Here is a 15,724-nt window from a genome sequence, read left to right on the forward strand (position 1 = left end):
TTCAAAATCGCTCGAAACGCCACACCGGATCACAGATCGGTGCGGGACCCGCATCCGGTCATGCTATCAGACCAAGCGACACCCTTTTGGGCTAGATCGTCTGGCCTATTGTGGCTTAAGGTCGCCTAACTTGGGGCATTCGACCGATGGCAGTCAGCTCTGAAATGCGGGCGAAAGCCCTTGAGGTGAAGTATCACCAGCGCAAGGCTTTGCAGTTCATCGCAAGAGGGCAACCTCATCGCGTGAGCAAAAGAATGCTGACCGCCATGACGAAGGCGGGACTGCTGCTCGGCGACGGTGAAATTTGCGGCGAAATCCACCTCTCGCAAGACGGAAAGAAGCTTCACGACGCCCTCAATGAACTGGGCTGGTTTCCGCCGGACAAGGATGATTTGCCACCCGATCGCAAGCTCGGCAAAAAGCAAAACTCCAATTCGGCCCGTCGCGATCGACCTGAATAACGGCCGTCCTTAAGTCGGCCGGCGAATGTCACTCGTGTTGAGCCGAATGGACGCCGAAGCGTGTCCTGATCCAGCGGCTTTCGGAGAAATAGAAGTCAAGCCTGTCGTCTACACATAAAATTCATCTTCGCATGAGCCATTTCAGCAGTCTTTGTCGCATCAGATCGAGTGAACATCGACTATGGTCGATCTGAAAGATCGATTTTCAATCCGATCAGCCAGCCGACGAGCCGCCACATCCGAACCGGAAAATGAGCAACCACCTCCCAAAGGAGCAGTCATTCGATTTTCAATACACCCAAAGTGGTATTTTGGATGTAAATTCCAATCAATCATATGATCTATATAACAAATTTCGACACCATGCTATACATTTAAAGATGGAAATTAATCGTTACTAGATTGAATTTTGGAAAAAATACTAAATAAAAAATATGTAGACTGTAAAATTCCGATGTAAATATTGGGGGTATCGATGTCTCTGCGACTAAGAAGGCCTACTAATCAAGACATGGATCTGCATGATGGCATGGATGTCCCTGCGTATGGGGATCGTGTGCCTCACGAAGAAAAACCAGGCCAAGAGATGTCGTCCGAAGCCATGGTCGCGGTTATAGACCCCCGAGTGCTTATCCGCGAATGCATAGCGACGTGCCTTGAGACGTCTATCGGCCAAACGGTCGAAACCTATGCAACTCTGTCAGAATGGGCCGGTGATGCTACGGACAGGCCGCCTGCAGCCTTGATCTTGATGTGTCTGTACGGGCAAAAAACCATCAGTGAGCAGATCGAACAGATCGACCGTGACCGCGCCAAATTTCCGGCCAAGCTTGCAATGCCGCCGATCGTCTTCATCTCCGAGCAGGAGGACATCAGCGAGATTGTCAGCGCGCTCGACAGCGGTGCCAAGGGCTATATTCCAACCAGCGTCAGTCTGGATATCACTGTCGAGGCACTCAATCTGGTGCGTGCCGGGGGCGTCTTCGTCCCGGCCAGCAGCCTCTTGTCGGCCAAGCGAATGCTGACCTCGATTTCCAGCGAGCCGAAATCTCCGCTCGCGGGTATTTTCACCGAGCGGCAAGCCGCTGTCGTGGAAGCGATCCGCCAGGGCAAGGCGAACAAGACGATCGCCTATGAACTCAATATGCATGAGAGCACTGTGAAAGTTCATGTGCGCAACATCATGAAAAAGCTGAAGGCTCAAAACCGGACCCAGGTCGCCTATCTCACGCATAATCTGCTTCAGAACGCGAGCAACTGACGTCGCTATTCACGCCACGCCGCGACCAGCAACGATCTCGATCAGAGTCGAATGCGGCTGTTCGGATCGGGAAAGCCGGAATTCGATCCGGTTCGCCGGCTCCAACGCATTATACGCCGAAGAATAGGCCGATGACGCGATCGTGCATACCGCCGGCATCTGCGCGCGCGATGTCACCCTCACGAGTTTATCTCCATCCTTAGAGAGAAGTGCGCCGTTCGCACATGGCGTGACGGTCAAGGCCGGATGGACCAGAAATCCGACAACCGCATCGAGCCCTGCATTCGGTGGCGTCAGGCGATCCTCGATCATAAAACCGTTATCGACGCGCCGGCAGGCTCGGTGATGAAACACGCCGAAACGCTTGAAGTAGCCATCATGCCAGGCGTTCAGCCGCCAGTTGGCACCGGTGTCGAGTTCGACGAGCTTCGAGTTCGCCTTATGCCTCCAGTTGAAGTCACCGGCAGTCAGGCTCTGGCTTTCGTCTTCGATCGCCAACGTGTTGTGAGCAGGCGTCGAGCGCAACCATTCGCGCCAACCGTCGCTTGCGTTGTAGCGGTATGTTCCGGCATCGACGAACACCGGCTGATCGTCCAGATGCATCCAGATCGAGAGTGCGTCGGCATGTCCATGCGCGGCAAGCGGATCGAAGCCGACCGGGCCATGATCCATCACCAGAAGCATCGACCGACCCGCAATCTTCTCGCGGATCACCGAATAGCCGCCTGACGGAAACGAAGATATGCCGGACGGCGTGAGGGACGGACGCGACGGCGGCGCAAACAGCAGATCGCGCAACTCTGTGGATCGAGCCGGTGGCGCGAGGCCAGGGCGATCAAGCACTCCGGCTGCAGCCGCGACAATCGAGGCTGTATAACGATCCTCATGGGCCGGCGACGTGACGATCACCCTGCCCTCATCGTCGTCGCCAATGCGTGGATGACGCCCGCCTGTATCCAGCAGCGACTTGAGATGCGAGGCTGCCCGGCCAAGCGCATTCATCCTATCCGCCGGCGGCGTATCGCCTTGCGATTTCTCGATCAAGACGCCCAAAAGCAGCATTTCCAGCGTGAACGCCGCATAGGTCGGGGACTGCTCGACGCCCGTGCCGTCATCGTGAAATTGCGTATGCACCGCCTCGGACAGGATCGCCTGGCCCTTGCGTCCGTATTTTGCGGAAAGGTCGGGCACGATACCGGCGGCGACCACGAGGCCGAGACCTTCGGCGACCAGATGATTGTTGGCGGAGGAGTGGAGCGACGGGAAACGGTCGAGCCAATACGCGTGCGCAGCGACAAATCTGCGAAGGGCGCGGTCGTAGCTGTGTCCCGGGCTGGTCGCGTCGAGTGCGCTTACAACAAAAGCGGCTGAAACGAGCCTAAGTGCGAGTTCGATACCCGACAACCAGTTCACGCCGTAAAATGGCGGATTGGCATTCATCCAGTCGATCAGCATGTCGGCCGCCATATGCGCCGCTGCCGCGTTGCCTTCGCGCAGGGCGCGTGTCGATACCGCCTGAAGATGCTGAAGACGGTTCAGCTCCAGCACGAACTTGACGTCGGACTTGTTCGCCGCCTGCCGCCAATTCACGTCGAAGCAGAAGGTCTCCGCAGCGGGCCAGCACGTGCCAGTTACGGGATCCTTGTGCCAGAACGCATCCTGCGGGGATGCGAAAGGCGATTCCGGCCAGGTCTGTCCGAGGAACTTGAACGGCTCGCTTGCGGCATGCGGAAATGCCAGCGCCTCCAACCCTTCCGGCCAAGGCGCATCGGCGAGCACCTTAAAAGCGGATAGCGGCGTCAGCGGACCGTTACCGATGTCGAAGCGTTCCCAGCCACGTTTATCAAGTCTGGAAAGGCTTCGCCGGATCTGCTCGACAACGCGGTGACCAAGCTCTCGCGGTGGCATCACCGCCGCACGGCGCAGATACCATGTCAGCGTTCCGCCCGATGCCGGCGCGGTTGCGTGTTCGGGCGGCGTCAAACCGTGCTGGAGAAGATCGGCGCTCGGGTGATCTCCGGCAGGTCCCGCCTCGCGGCGAACGACCATAGTACCCAGCCGAGATGATAGCTGCGACATTCAAGCCTCAGGGTAAGATTTCGTGGATCGACGAGCCTTTGACTGCGCCCGGTCAGCGCCGCCAGACCGCTTCGCAACATTCGCGGACGTTTGCTGTCTTCTTCACCGCGGCGCAGGTGGGAACGAACGATCATTCCGACTTCAGGACGCAGCATGTCATGTCCGAGTTGATTGTCGCCGAATATCCAGTTGAAGCCGCGCCGCAGGGCATCCCGCGCGCCCGCGACCTCATGACGTTCCGCAAATTCGAGAAAGGCCGGCGCCATGCCATCCTGATGGACCGAGTAGACCTCGTAGAAATCCGCAACCTGCCCGCGCGGTACATAAAAGAACCAGGGCCATTCCCCCTGCGGCCCCTGCAATTCGATCAGTTTCTTCACGCACGCATTGGCAAGCGCCAGCGCGCGCGCGTCGCGCGAAAACTCGAAATAGGTGTAGCAGGCGATGGTGAGATAAGTCTGGGTGGCAAAGGTCGCGAAGCGACGGCGCAAAGCTCCGCCTCCTTCGAAAAACAACCCGGATGCGCAGGCATGATTGCTGCGAAGGTGCTCGAAAAGCGGCTCCAGAAGATCGCGTCCGCGATCGTCTCCGGCCGCCGCGCGTGCGGCAAGCCCGGTCAGGATCATGCCCAGATCCTGCGCCCGGAAATGTGCCCAGTTGGAGCGATCGCGCACGAAGGCATGGATCGCGTCATCGACGTCGCCCGGCAAATCCCTGCCCATCTCGGCAGAAGTCCACAGGGCCATGCCGTAGACATATTTGCGCACGTTCAGCTTCAGGAGCTGGCGGGCGCATGTATCGAAAATCACGTCGAGGTCGTAGCCAAGCGAGCCGGCACCAGCCACGCGCGACATGCCCAAAAGCACGTTGAGCGAGTAGAACACGTCGCTTTCCGGCACGGACTCGTTCGCCTGATCGCGTCCGTCTAGATGGTAGATGTGCGACCAGCGTCCATGCTCGGGCAGCCAGCAATTGCGCAACCCCTTCAGAACATAGCCGATCAGCGGATCGTGTTTCGCGCCGACGGGAAGCGCATACGATGCGTCTTTCGCCGAAACGCTATCGAGATGAAGCATCACTCCCATAAATTTCCCTCACTAAGCTGTCGGTGCCCATGGGCGGCTCGGAACTCCCCATCTTGGCCGGTGGTAGATGGTCACCCCCATTCTGAGCCAGTCGCGCATCAACTCGAGCAGGATGGCGGCATTCATCAGATGGGAAAGAGCACCGCCCACCATCCCGACACGCACGGCGCCGCATTGGCGCAGGCGATCGAAAATCTCGGCTTCCTTGGGCTTGAAATTGTCGACCCGCCACGGGCTCAGGTCAGGATTGTTGATGCGCGTGCGGATGCGCCTGCTGGTGCCGTCTTCGAAGCGCACGAGCTTCTCGAAATGCTGCACGCAATAAACGTCGAGCGGAAAGTCCGGCACCAGATCCTCGATGACGTGATAGGACGTGACCTTACCGATACCGGAGCCGAGACAGAGGATGCCGCCCCCCTTGCGCATGTGGAAGGAAAAGGGAGAGTGCGGGCCGGTCGGCGTTTCGCCCTCGTGATGCAGAGCCGTGTAGGCGTCCGCTTCGGGTCCGATCGCCACCACGCTGTGCGTCGGATGCGCGGAGCGCCGCATCTCGGGAAGCGAGCGCATATATTCGCTGATGGCTCCCATGCACGATTTGCTGGCTTTCACGTCGAACGGTGCGGGGTTCGTCATCCATTCATGCATCGTGCCCGACATCGGATAGGCAGGTGCCAGGATGGTCGCGTTGGGTCCAACGACGTCCCGGATAGCGTTCAAGACGCCGGCAGGGCCGTTTTCGATCGGCCCGAGAGCGCTGAAGGTGGCATGGATCAGGACATCCTGATCCCTTCGAAGGCCGAGGGCGGAAAGATCCGAGGCCAGCCGCTCGCGCGTAAGAGGTGCTTGCTCATCCGCGACCCCTTTGCGGCGCCTGATCCGCGCGCGACGGCGAGCAAACCCGCGAAGGCCTTCCACGGCGCTGCCGGGAAGCACCCTTTTCGCGAAGACGCCCGCATATGTCTTGACTTCTTCGGCGAGGAGGGAGGCCATGTCCTTTCCTTCAGTTCTGGAGAAACGGTGCGGGACCGCGCGGCTCGTCCGGCAGCGACACTTCGACCACGTCACCCGGCATGAGCGGCATGTCCTGGTCTGCGTCGATCGTCTGCGGGGCTGCGTCATCGTTGCGGATCACCGTCACGGTCGGCGCCTGATCCGGCTCTTGAGAAAGTCGCGTCCGGCCGGCGCGCGCGTAAAGAAGTTTGTCGGACACCGCCGCGATCTGCTCGGCGATTGACGTGGCGCTGACGACCGCTTCCTGCAATTCGCCGAGCAGCTCCGACCGGCTTTCATCTTCCTGCTGATCGAGACGCCGACGAAGGGATGCCTCCTCCCGGCCGAACTGTGCGATCTGCACGGTTGCCTGAAGATAGCGCGTGGAAGACATGAGCAGATTGCGCCGCGATTCCGATACGCGCGCGGATGTCGTTATGCCGCGCTGCTCCATTTCCCGGTGTCGTTCGAGTTCGGTGGTGTCGGCTTCGAGACCTTCGCGCTCCTGTTCCTGCTGCTCTCTCACGGTCGTAAGCTGGGTCATGCTGTTCTCGATCTCGCCTTCGAGGAAAGCGCGCTCCTTTGCGCGATCCACACGGTGGACGTCGAACATCTCGGTTTCGAGTCGGGCGAGTTCGGCAACGGTCGACTGCGGGAGCGGTATGTTATCGACATCGAAAGAAGGGGCTGCATCGGCACCGGCGAGTTCGCTGCGTATACGCGCGATACGCATCGTCTCACGCGTATACTGCGTCCACAGACTTGCGTGCTCGGCCTGGAAATCGGCAACCTGCAAGGACATGTCGGACGATTGCGGCCGATCGCCGATCTCATATCCGCCTGCCAGCGAGATGCTTTGGCGCACCGTCAGACCCGGCCGATATCTCTGTTCGCCGGGGCTTGCCACGTCTCCGTTCACATAGACGGGCCTGTACTCGGCCACCGAGACCAGAACCCGCTCCGGATCGATGATGACGAGGAACTCATCGCCCGATGGCGAGGACTGGCGCAGCGTTCTGGAGGCAAGCCGCGCCTGCAGAAGCGCGGCGATATCATGGATGTTCCGACCGGCGACGGGAACCGATCCGGCCAGCGGCGCGCGCACCATTCCGTCGGGGCCGACCGGCATCATGTGCTGCATCCCGCTCACCCCGGTGACGTCGATCTGGAGAATGTCACCGGGCTGGATCAAGTAATCGGCAGCCGACGCAGGAGCAATCGAAAGCGAGAGGCCAAGCATCGCAGCCAGCCCCACTGCCCGAGCATATGCTGCGCTCGTGCTCCGCCGGTCCTTGGAATTTCGCTCAAACATCGGCAGCTCCGTTCGTGATGGCAGGCAACGGACCATGGTCGTCCGACCGGGAAACATCGAGGTGCTGGATGACGATGCGAAGCTTGCCTCTGGAAGTGAGAGGAATGGCGGAGACGATCTCGGGAATGAGAACAAGTTCGCCGCCCAGACGCTCATTGGCCTTCCTGATGTAGGCCTCTATTGTCGACGCTTGGGCTCCCTCTGCCGGAACGAGGCGCATCTTGACCTCGCCGGCCCGGTGCTGCTCGTACTGAAACTCGGAAATGGCATCCACTTCGTGGTCGCCCATCATCATGGTGTGCGCCGGAATGAACTGGTTTGAGCGCGTCACCAAAAACAGATGACCTTCCCGGGGCACGATGTCCGCCACGCGAAGACAATGCCCATTGGCCTCCTCAGGCAATTCGATCAGCGTGGCCCGGTCGCCGGTCTCGTAGCGTATGAACGGCATTCCCATGAACTGGAGGCCGGTCGAAACCAGCCGGCCTCTGCGGCCCGGCTCGGTGACAGGCGCGTCGTCGTCATCGAGAAGCTCCGTCAAACCGTAAAGGGGGTTCATCTCATAAACGCCGGGGCGATCCGGCACCGGGCTGCCGAATGCACATTTCTCGCTCAGGCCATAGAAGGGAAGCAGCTTCGCGTTCGGAAAAGCTTGCTCGATCGTGCTCGAATATTCCGGATAGAGCGGTTCGGAATGGAGCATGACGGCAGCTATATCGTGCCGCATCGGCAGATCGTGGCGCGCCACGAAAGCCGCGAACTTCGCAATCGCGTGTGGGTAGCCCTGAAGGAACCTTATACCGCGCCGTGCGATCTCGCCGGCGTACCGGGCCATATCGTCCGGCTGCATCCGGAAGACGGAAAGCCGAAGCTGGCGCAAGCCGTGCTCGACCTCGAACGGCTGGCGTGAGGCGGCATCAATATTCCATCCCCTGAAGGAGGCGCGCCACTCGTCGGGTCCGCATCCGGCTCGATCCCAAAGATCCATGATAAAGGCGTATTCGGTCGGACTGCGGTCACGATCGAGATAAAAGGGCAATGGTTTGCCGGAGCTGCCGCCGGTCGTGACGCGGTCGAGCGTATCCGCCGGCGCGCAGCACAGGCGCGCACCTTCGCGCCGCACCGTCGGGTTGTCGAGAACCGGCACGCGCCGCCAATTTTCCGGCCGGATGATCTCCTCGGCGACGGTCCCCTGCCCGAATGTTTGGGTGAAGACCTGCCGGTACCAGAGTGACTTTTCCAGTGCAACCGCCACGAGCCGTTCGAGGCGCGCCCGTTGCTCTTCCCGTGCCATGACGTGATCGCAACGCGCTAGCGCAATCTTCGTGCGGCAGTCGCGGTAGGCTCCGCCAAAGCGCAGCTCGACCGGTACGGCTCCCAGCGCGGCACCTATGTAACGCCTCACGCCTGCCGGCAGACCGACATATCCGCTGCGAGCAATATCCAGGAACGCCCCCAACTATCCGTCCTCCTTGCTTGCAACGATCTCCAGCACCTCCTGCACGAGGCGACGGTACCCTGATCAAGTCGTACGGCATGCGTGCGGCGTTCGTCATCCCGAACCAGAGAGGTAGAGCCCTACGCCCTTTGTCGGCGGCTTTACCCCTTCGGCTTGCGACCATGCCCCCTTAACCCTCCAATCGACTGTGGACATGTCGTAAGAATTAATAAGGACGCCAACTCGACTAGACTGTTAATTGTCTACTACTCCTCATGTATAAATTAATAGACGCGCCAAATCAGTGTTTGATGGGAATTATAACGACGTGGAAGGGTCAGTTCCCGGAGACGTCTTTCCAACTGACGCGGGAGCGGCTCCATAATGAGAACGACCTTCATCGATGCGCCGATGGATGTGCTGACGAAGGCGGAAACGGTTTCGCTTGCGCTCGCGGCGATCCGGTCTGGCAAAAAGGCGACCCATTGCGCGCTGAACGTCGCCAAGCTCGTCAAGATGCGCTCCAACGCGGCTCTTCGAAACGACGTATGCGCTGCCGACATCGTCGGGATCGACGGGATGGGGATCGTCTGGGGCGCCCGGTTGTCCGGCATCCCCGTGCCGGAGCGGGTGCCGGGCATAGATTTGATGCTGTTGCTGCTCGATGAATGCGCCCGCCAGGGCTATCGGCCGTATTTTCTGGGCGCGACGCCGGATGTGGTGCACCGTGCCGCCACGGCCGCGCGCGACAGATATCCAGCCCTCGAAATCGCCGGCCTTCATGATGGCTACTTCGCCGAGGCGGACGAGAAGGCGATCGTCGAGGCGATCAATGCGAGCGGTGCGGACTGTCTTTTCGTCGGCATGCCGACGCCGCGCAAGGAGCGCTTCCTTGCCACTCACCGGCAGGCGATCGACGCTTTCTTCGTGATGGGCGTCGGCGGCAGCTTCGATGTGCTCGCCGGAAAGGTCGCGCGGGCACCCGCATGGATGCAGCGCTTCGGCCTCGAATGGGCCTTCCGCGTGATCCAGGAGCCGCGTCGGATGATCGGCCGCTACGTCTCCACCAACGCGATGTTCATGGCCCTGATGCTGCGCGAGCTCGCGCTTAACGGCTTCGGCGCGCACCGTCAGAGGAGCGTGCCATGAGCGCCAAGCAGAAGATCATGGTCGTGATGGGCACCCGCCCGGAAGCGATCAAGCTTTTCCCGCTCGTGCATCTGTTAAAGGAAACGCCCGGCGTAGACGCGAGCGTGTGCGTGACGGCCCAGCATCGCGACATGCTCGACCAGATGCTCGCCTTCGCCGACATCATTCCGGACTACGATCTTGACCTCATGCAGGCCGGTCAGTCTCTGGAAGGCCTGTCCGCGCGGATCATGCTGGAGGTGAGCGCCGTCCTGCGTGAAGCGCGGCCGGACCGTGTAGTGGTTCAGGGCGACACGACAACTGCGATGATGTCGGCGCTGGCGGCTTTCTACCACCGCATTCCGGTGTCTCACGTCGAGGCCGGCCTGCGCAGCGGCGACATCACGTCACCTTTTCCCGAGGAGGCCAACCGCAAGATCGTCGGACAGATCGCGCACCAGCACTTTGCCCCGACACCTCGGGCCGCAAAGGCGCTGCGCGCGGAAGGCGTCTCGCACGATCGCATCATGACGACCGGCAACACGGTCGTGGACGCCCTGCTTGCGGCAAGGGCGAAAATCGCATCGGAACCGCGCTGGCGTGGGCGCAAGGACACCTTCGCCGCCATGACTGGTGGGCGCCGTGCGGTCCTCGCCACATGCCACCGTCGGGAGAATTTCGGGCGGGGCATCGAAAACGTTGCGGACGCGCTTGCCGAAATCGCTGCGCGCGGCGACGTGCACATCCTGATGCCCGTTCACCCCAACCCCAATGTGGGCGCGATCTTCAAGACGAGGCTCGGCGATCATCCGTACGTCTCGCTTCTGCCGCCGCTCGACTATGTCGATTTCGTCTCGGCTCTCGATCACGCCGAACTCATCCTGACCGATTCCGGCGGGGTTCAGGAGGAAGCACCGGCGCTCGGCAAGCCGGTGCTTGTGCTGCGCGACAATACGGAGCGACCCGAGGCGGTCGAAGCCGGCACGGCACTGCTCGTGGGAACGAACCGCCACACAATCGTGGAGGAAGCCGCCAGGCTGCTCGACGATAAGGCCCACTATCACTCAATGGCAACGGCTCACAACCCGTTCGGAGACGGGTTTGCGAGCGAACGAATTCTGGGAGCACTTCTCGATGACCGACGAATTTCGGACTATCAGTATTCATGGACTGGGGTATATCGGCCTGCCGACGGCAGTGCTCATAGCCAGCCGCGGATTGAAGGTGATCGGCGTCGATATCAACGAGACGGTGACGTCGTCGATCATGGCCGGCTCGATGAGCATCAGGGAGCCGGGGCTTGAGCCGAGCCTGCGCGAGGTCGTCGCGGCCGGCAACTTGACCGCGCAGCAGCACCCCTCTCCCGCCGATGTTTTCGTGATCGCCGTACCGACGCCGTTCGGCGAGCATTTCGAGCCGTGTATCGACTATGTTCTGGCAGCGGCGCGCTCTCTCGCGCCCGTCCTGCAACGTGGCAATCTGGTCGTCGTGGAATCGACCTGCCCGGTCGGCACGACGGAGCAGGTCTGTGCGCTGATCAGGCGGGAACGTCCCGATCTGAGGGTGCCGGGCTCCAATGAGCCATACCCCGACATTTCGGTCGCCTACTGCCCCGAACGCGTCCTGCCCGGCCGCATTCTCATCGAGCTCGTCACCAATGACAGGTGCATCGGCGGCATCACGGAACAATGCGCGCTGAAGGCGCAGCGCTTCTACGAGACCTTCGTGCGCGGCGAGTGCACGACGACCACCGCGCGCACCGCCGAAATGGTCAAGCTCGCCGAAAACGCGTTCCGCGACACCAATATCGCCTTCGCCAACGAGCTTTCGATGCTCGCCGATCATCTCGGCGTCGACGTGTGGTCGGTCATACGGCTCGCCAACAAACATCCGCGCGTCAACATCCTGTCGCCTGGTCCCGGCGTCGGCGGCCATTGCATAGCCGTCGATCCGTGGTTCCTCGTCCACTCTGCGCCGGATATCGCCAATCTCATCAGGACCTCGCGGCAGGTGAACGACGAAAAACTGCGCCACACGCTCGACCGCGCCTGCCGTCTTCTGGACACGCATCCGAATGAAAGCGCCGCCTGTTTCGGCCTCACATTCAAGGCGAATGTAGACGACATCAGGGAGAGCCCCGCGCTGACGATCGCCACCGAACTCGCCCGACGCTATGGAGACCGTATCCGTATCGTCGAACCGAACCTCGACAGGCTCCCGCCCGCCCTCGCCAATACCGGCGCACGCCTGACGCCGCTATCCGACGCGCTGGCCAGTTGCACGCTCGGCGTCCTGCTCGTCGACCACGACGAATTCAGGTCCGTGCCGATCGGCCTGCGCAAGCAGATGAGGGTTCTCGACACGCGTGGGCTGTGGCGCGACGCGCAGCCCACACCGCAGGCTGTCCCAACGACGCATGTCGCCGGAAACACGCTGCCCCTCATCGAGGTACAGCACCAGTGAGCATCGCCCACCGGCGTCAATTCGGGATCTGGCGGAAGGGTGCGCGATGACGCTCACCTCTTCCCAGTCCTCGATCGTCGTCGTCGCGCTACGCATCGCGGGCGTCCTGTGCCAGGCAGCTACTTTCGTGATTCTCGTGAACGTCCTGCCTGCGCGCGAGGTCGGTATCTTTTCCGTCCTCTACGTCTTCTGGGGCCTCGTGCGAATGCTCGGCCCCTTCGGCCTCGATCACATCATTTTACGTGACGTGGCAGCCGCGCGGGCGACCGGCAATGACGGATACGCTGTGGCAATCTCCCGCCGCGCCTGTCGGTCGGCAGGCTTCGCCGGCTTCGCTCTCATGGCGATTTCGGCACTGGCGCTTGCGCTCGTCAACATGGCGACAGGGGGCGAACTTTCGACCTTCGAGATCGCCCTCGTCGCCGGAGCGGTTCCCGCCTTCACGCTCATGGGCGTGCTTGCGGCGGTGCTGCGCGGTTTCGATCGCAACATCGCCTCGCAAGGCATCGAGTCCTTCGGCCTCAATCTCCTGATACTCATTCTCATCGCGGGCCTGGCGTTTCTGGGTGGCCTCGGCCTCGACATCGTGCTCGCCTGCATGGCGGTTTCGGCAGTGGCGGCGACGCTTGTCTATGTGGCCGCACTCCTGCCGAACATCTCGGCCGGCGCAGATCCGGTGCCTCCGGAATCATGGCGTACCATCCGCTCCGAATCCTTCGAGGTCTGGCAAGCCCTCCTGCTGATCGGGCTGGCGGGACGCGCTCCGAACTATATCAGCCTTATCCTTCTCGGCCCCGTGCCCACCGCCATTTTGGAAGTCGCGATGCGGTTCGGAACCCTGCCGACCATCTTCACGACCGGCGTGTCGGTCACCTATTCGCCCGTCTTCGCAGGACTGCATGTGCGCAATGAAAGACGGGCCTTCAGCGAGGCGCTGGCGGTAGGTTCATGGCTTGCCTTCGTGCCGTCCGCATGCGTGCTTCTCGTCACGCTGTTCCTCGGCCAGTGGCTGATCGACCTGTTCTTTCCCGCAACCTATCAGGACGCATTCGTGCCGCTGCTGGTGATTTTGGCCGCGTGCGCGCTGAATGCGGCATACGGCCTCTCGAGCCCGATCCTGCTTGTGACCGGATGCCAGAAGCTCGTGCGCACCTATTCGGTGTTCCGTCTCGCCACAGTCGCCGTGTCGGGCGTCGTTCTGGGCCAGTGGCTCGGCGTCACCGGCATCGCTCTGTCGTTCCTGCTCGGCGTCGTCGTCTTCGACATCGGCCTTGCCCGACAGATCCGGCCTCGGCTCGAGGTCTCGGGTTTCCTGCGACCTCAGGGGCTGCAAGCCCTGTTCCGGACTTTGAAGGTGGCGGGATGAGCGGGCAATCTTCAATCGCCATCACCACGCCGTCTAATGCGACTGCTATCGGAGGGACGACATCTGCGCTCAACGTAGCTTTTGCAAATTGCCTCGTCGGTATCGCGCTCGTTTATACGCTTTTGTTCGACGTTCTCGACGAGCGGCTTCGCGTTGCCGTGGCCGGTCTGCTGGGCATCGCCGTCGTTCTGCGTTGCCTCGTCTCATGGCCGTCGCCGCAGGCGCGAACGGCGACGTTTCTGCTGGCCGGCCTGATTCTTTCCTGCGCATTCCAGTTCATCTTCGTTGCCGATCCGCTCACTCACTCGGCGGGCGAGTATGCCGGCTTTGCGCTCAGGCTGATGACCAGCATCGCCGTGGTCATGTATTTCGGTCATGAAGGGAAGATCGTCTCGCCAAGGCTTCTGGTCGTTCTATGTGTCGCCATCACCCTGGCGGCGCTGTGGCCGGCACTGACCGCCGCGCCGGTAGACTATGCCGGCACGTTGCGCCCCGCCACCTTTACCGGCGGCCCCGAAGGCGTTCATTCCAGCGGCTATGTCACCGCCGCCGCGCTGATCGGTGTCATGGTCCTGTGGCAACGTCGCTGGCTGGCAACGGGATGGAGCATTCTCCTTGGTGCTCCGCTTCTGACCCTCGTCATGGCATATCAGGTCCGCACCACATGGATGATGGTCGCCGCATACCTGATAACCTGCCTGATCCTCCACTTTCGCCGGCAGTCGCGCGACGCGTTCTGGCTGCTCCTGCCGATCGGCGGCATGCTCGCCTTGCTGATCGCGCTCGCCTTCAGCGCGAACGTCAATTTCGTCGAGCTTTCGAGCGGTCGCACGAGCGTCTACGAGGAGCGCCTCGATCTCATAGCGAGCCGGCCGGTCCCGGAACTGCTGTTCGGAACCGGGCCGGGATCGGAGCTTTTGCCGTCCACGGTCTGGTGGTGGGAGGCGAAGAACTCGCATAACGACTTCATCGATCTGACCATCCAGATCGGCGTCTTGGGTCTTGGACTTTTCGTGCTGCTCCTCGTCACGACAGGGCGTGTTCTCGATGAAGCGCGCATCCCGCTATATGTGATGTTCGTCACCAGCTCGCTATTCAGCAACGGGCTTCTGGCCCGGCCCATCCCTGCCATGCTGTTTCTGGCATTCGCGCTGCTCCCGCATAATTCGCGGGTTACCGGGTCCAGATCTCGACGTCGTCCACCCACAGCTCGAACGGCGCGGGTTCCGAATCGACATCAGCCAGCTTCGTGAACCACGCGTCGGTGTCGTTCTTGGTGCGCACGTCCTCCAGTTCGAAGATCGGCTCGCCGTCCAGCCACACCCTGATCTCGCCGTGAACCGGATCGCGCTTGACGTAGATGTCCAGTTCGAACCAGCGATCGATCGGCACGGGCGTTTCGTTTCCGTAAGCCAGCAATCCGCTCGGTGGACGTGTCCAGTCCGACCAGTTGGGGCCGGCCGAATAATCGATGATCGCCTGTGCGAAGACGAGCTGGTCACCGCGGCGCACGATATATAGCGGCATGGAGAAATCGGCATTGTCAGCGCCGGGCGGCGCGCTGCCGCCGCGAACCTCGCGCGTGCCGGCGATCGAAACGGCATCGTCCTGTCCGGGCAGGTAGTCGAGATTTCGTCCCGGCACGAAATAGTGCCGCCGCGTGAATATCTCGGAACTGAATTCGCCGTCATTGGAAAAGAACTGAAGCCGGTTCTGCGTCCCGCCCTCTTCGACGTTCTGGCGCAGGAAGAGGGAGCGGCTACCCGAGCGGACATGTTCGTCGCTGAATTCGGTCGTGACCAGATGATCGAAGGATCGCGGCGCCACCATCTCGAACACATGGTCGAGACCATCCCAGGTCTGACCGTCGACATCCCTGCCTTTCAGCCACGCCCGCTGCCCCGTATCGTCGGCTACGATGAAGACGGGGTCCTCGAAGCCGGCGCTGAATATCTTGCGCAACCCCAGCACGGGGGCGTCGCGTTCGGCATGCCTGCCAAGAACGTCAAGCCCGAGAACAGGCAGCCCCCATGTCACGCCTCCCCATGTCACCGTGGCCAATGCACCGACTGCGGCAAGGGCGTGAAGCATCTTCATGATCATGCAGTCCCGACTGCAAATGGCATGGATCGAACCTCCCG

General features: G+C 61.3%; 13 protein-coding genes. 7 read left to right on the forward strand and 6 right to left on the reverse strand.

What is annotated here, in order from left to right; all coding sequences use genetic code 11:
* Positions 1-146: 146 nt before the first annotated feature.
* Entirely contained in the window at positions 147-461 is a 315-nt protein-coding gene (locus ACX82Z_RS14660) for a hypothetical protein (protein WP_459589775.1), read from the forward strand.
* Positions 462-972: 511 nt separating this feature from the next.
* Positions 973-1,722 carry a LuxR C-terminal-related transcriptional regulator gene (locus tag ACX82Z_RS14665; RefSeq protein ID WP_459589777.1) on the forward strand — a complete coding sequence of 250 codons (750 nt, stop codon included), beginning with the start codon at positions 973-975 and terminating at the stop codon, positions 1,720-1,722.
* A gap of 9 nt (positions 1,723-1,731) precedes the next feature.
* Here the strand turns inward: ACX82Z_RS14665 and ACX82Z_RS14670 are convergent, their stop codons facing one another.
* Genes ACX82Z_RS14670 through ACX82Z_RS14690 form a run of 5 tightly spaced genes read right to left on the reverse strand, consistent with a single transcriptional unit; the run spans position 1,732 to position 8,647 of the window.
* Positions 1,732-3,771 carry a heparinase II/III family protein gene (locus tag ACX82Z_RS14670; protein ID WP_459589779.1) on the reverse strand — a complete coding sequence of 680 codons (2,040 nt, stop codon included), beginning with the start codon at positions 3,769-3,771 and terminating at the stop codon, positions 1,732-1,734.
* Positions 3,702-4,877: a hypothetical protein gene (locus ACX82Z_RS14675; RefSeq protein WP_459589781.1), complete on the reverse strand. Its 1,176-nt coding sequence runs from the start codon at positions 4,875-4,877 to the stop codon at positions 3,702-3,704. The genes ACX82Z_RS14670 and ACX82Z_RS14675 overlap by 70 nt, the downstream gene beginning before the upstream one ends.
* A gap of 21 nt (positions 4,878-4,898) precedes the next feature.
* Positions 4,899-5,876, reverse strand: coding sequence for an AAC(3) family N-acetyltransferase (locus tag ACX82Z_RS14680; protein ID WP_459589782.1), 978 nt, complete (start codon positions 5,874-5,876; stop codon positions 4,899-4,901).
* 10 nt (positions 5,877-5,886) lie between these two features.
* Entirely contained in the window at positions 5,887-7,188 is a 1,302-nt protein-coding gene (locus tag ACX82Z_RS14685; protein ID WP_459589784.1) for a polysaccharide biosynthesis/export family protein, read from the reverse strand.
* The gene (locus ACX82Z_RS14690; RefSeq protein WP_459589786.1) at positions 7,181-8,647 is read right to left on the reverse strand and encodes a phenylacetate--CoA ligase family protein; all 1,467 of its coding nucleotides are present in this window, start codon (positions 8,645-8,647) and stop codon (positions 7,181-7,183) included. The genes ACX82Z_RS14685 and ACX82Z_RS14690 overlap by 8 nt, the downstream gene beginning before the upstream one ends.
* Positions 8,648-9,010: 363 nt before the next feature.
* Here ACX82Z_RS14690 and ACX82Z_RS14695 point away from each other — a divergent pair, with 363 nt between their 5' ends.
* From ACX82Z_RS14695 to ACX82Z_RS14715, 5 genes are read left to right on the forward strand one after another with little or no spacing between them, the layout of a single operon-like run.
* The gene (locus tag ACX82Z_RS14695; RefSeq protein ID WP_459589788.1) at positions 9,011-9,775 is read left to right on the forward strand and encodes a WecB/TagA/CpsF family glycosyltransferase; all 765 of its coding nucleotides are present in this window, start codon (positions 9,011-9,013) and stop codon (positions 9,773-9,775) included.
* Positions 9,772-11,058, forward strand: coding sequence for a non-hydrolyzing UDP-N-acetylglucosamine 2-epimerase (gene wecB, locus ACX82Z_RS14700; RefSeq protein ID WP_459589789.1), 1,287 nt, complete (start codon positions 9,772-9,774; stop codon positions 11,056-11,058). The genes ACX82Z_RS14695 and wecB overlap by 4 nt, the downstream gene beginning before the upstream one ends.
* Positions 10,952-12,217 (forward strand): UDP-N-acetyl-D-mannosamine dehydrogenase, encoded by a 1,266-nt coding sequence (gene wecC / locus ACX82Z_RS14705; protein WP_459911804.1) that lies wholly within the window; start codon positions 10,952-10,954, stop codon positions 12,215-12,217. The genes wecB and wecC overlap by 107 nt, the downstream gene beginning before the upstream one ends.
* Positions 12,218-12,263: 46 nt before the next feature.
* A complete protein-coding gene (locus ACX82Z_RS14710) occupies positions 12,264-13,583 on the forward strand; it encodes a lipopolysaccharide biosynthesis protein (RefSeq protein WP_459589791.1) in 1,320 nt (439 codons plus the stop codon).
* On the forward strand, positions 13,580-14,836 hold the full coding sequence (locus ACX82Z_RS14715) for an O-antigen ligase family protein (RefSeq protein WP_459589792.1): 1,257 nt from the start codon (positions 13,580-13,582) through the stop codon (positions 14,834-14,836). Before ACX82Z_RS14710 ends, ACX82Z_RS14715 begins: the two co-directional genes overlap by 4 nt.
* Here ACX82Z_RS14715 and ACX82Z_RS14720 read toward each other — a convergent pair.
* Entirely contained in the window at positions 14,757-15,680 is a 924-nt protein-coding gene (locus ACX82Z_RS14720) for a hypothetical protein (RefSeq protein WP_459589794.1), read from the reverse strand. The genes ACX82Z_RS14715 and ACX82Z_RS14720 overlap by 80 nt on opposite strands.
* Positions 15,681-15,724 lie beyond the last annotated feature (44 nt).

This window comes from Aliihoeflea sp. PC F10.4, from assembly GCF_054612275.1.

Bases quoted from the DNA above. Each gene is read 5' to 3' on its own strand.
- ACX82Z_RS14660 (WP_459589775.1), top strand. From the start codon at position 147: ATGGCAGTCAGCTCTGAAATGCGGGCGAAAGCCCTTGAGGTGAAGTAT.
- ACX82Z_RS14665 (WP_459589777.1), top strand. From the start codon at position 973: ATGGATCTGCATGATGGCATGGATGTCCCTGCGTATGGGGATCGTGTG.
- ACX82Z_RS14670 (WP_459589779.1), bottom strand. From the start codon at position 3,771: ATGGTCGTTCGCCGCGAGGCGGGACCTGCCGGAGATCACCCGAGCGCC.
- ACX82Z_RS14675 (WP_459589781.1), bottom strand. From the start codon at position 4,877: ATGCTTCATCTCGATAGCGTTTCGGCGAAAGACGCATCGTATGCGCTT.
- ACX82Z_RS14680 (WP_459589782.1), bottom strand. From the start codon at position 5,876: ATGGCCTCCCTCCTCGCCGAAGAAGTCAAGACATATGCGGGCGTCTTC.
- ACX82Z_RS14685 (WP_459589784.1), bottom strand. From the start codon at position 7,188: ATGTTTGAGCGAAATTCCAAGGACCGGCGGAGCACGAGCGCAGCATAT.
- ACX82Z_RS14695 (WP_459589788.1), top strand. From the start codon at position 9,011: ATGAGAACGACCTTCATCGATGCGCCGATGGATGTGCTGACGAAGGCG.
- wecB (WP_459589789.1), top strand. From the start codon at position 9,772: ATGAGCGCCAAGCAGAAGATCATGGTCGTGATGGGCACCCGCCCGGAA.
- ACX82Z_RS14710 (WP_459589791.1), top strand. From the start codon at position 12,264: ATGACGCTCACCTCTTCCCAGTCCTCGATCGTCGTCGTCGCGCTACGC.
- ACX82Z_RS14715 (WP_459589792.1), top strand. From the start codon at position 13,580: ATGAGCGGGCAATCTTCAATCGCCATCACCACGCCGTCTAATGCGACT.
- ACX82Z_RS14720 (WP_459589794.1), bottom strand. From the start codon at position 15,680: ATGAAGATGCTTCACGCCCTTGCCGCAGTCGGTGCATTGGCCACGGTG.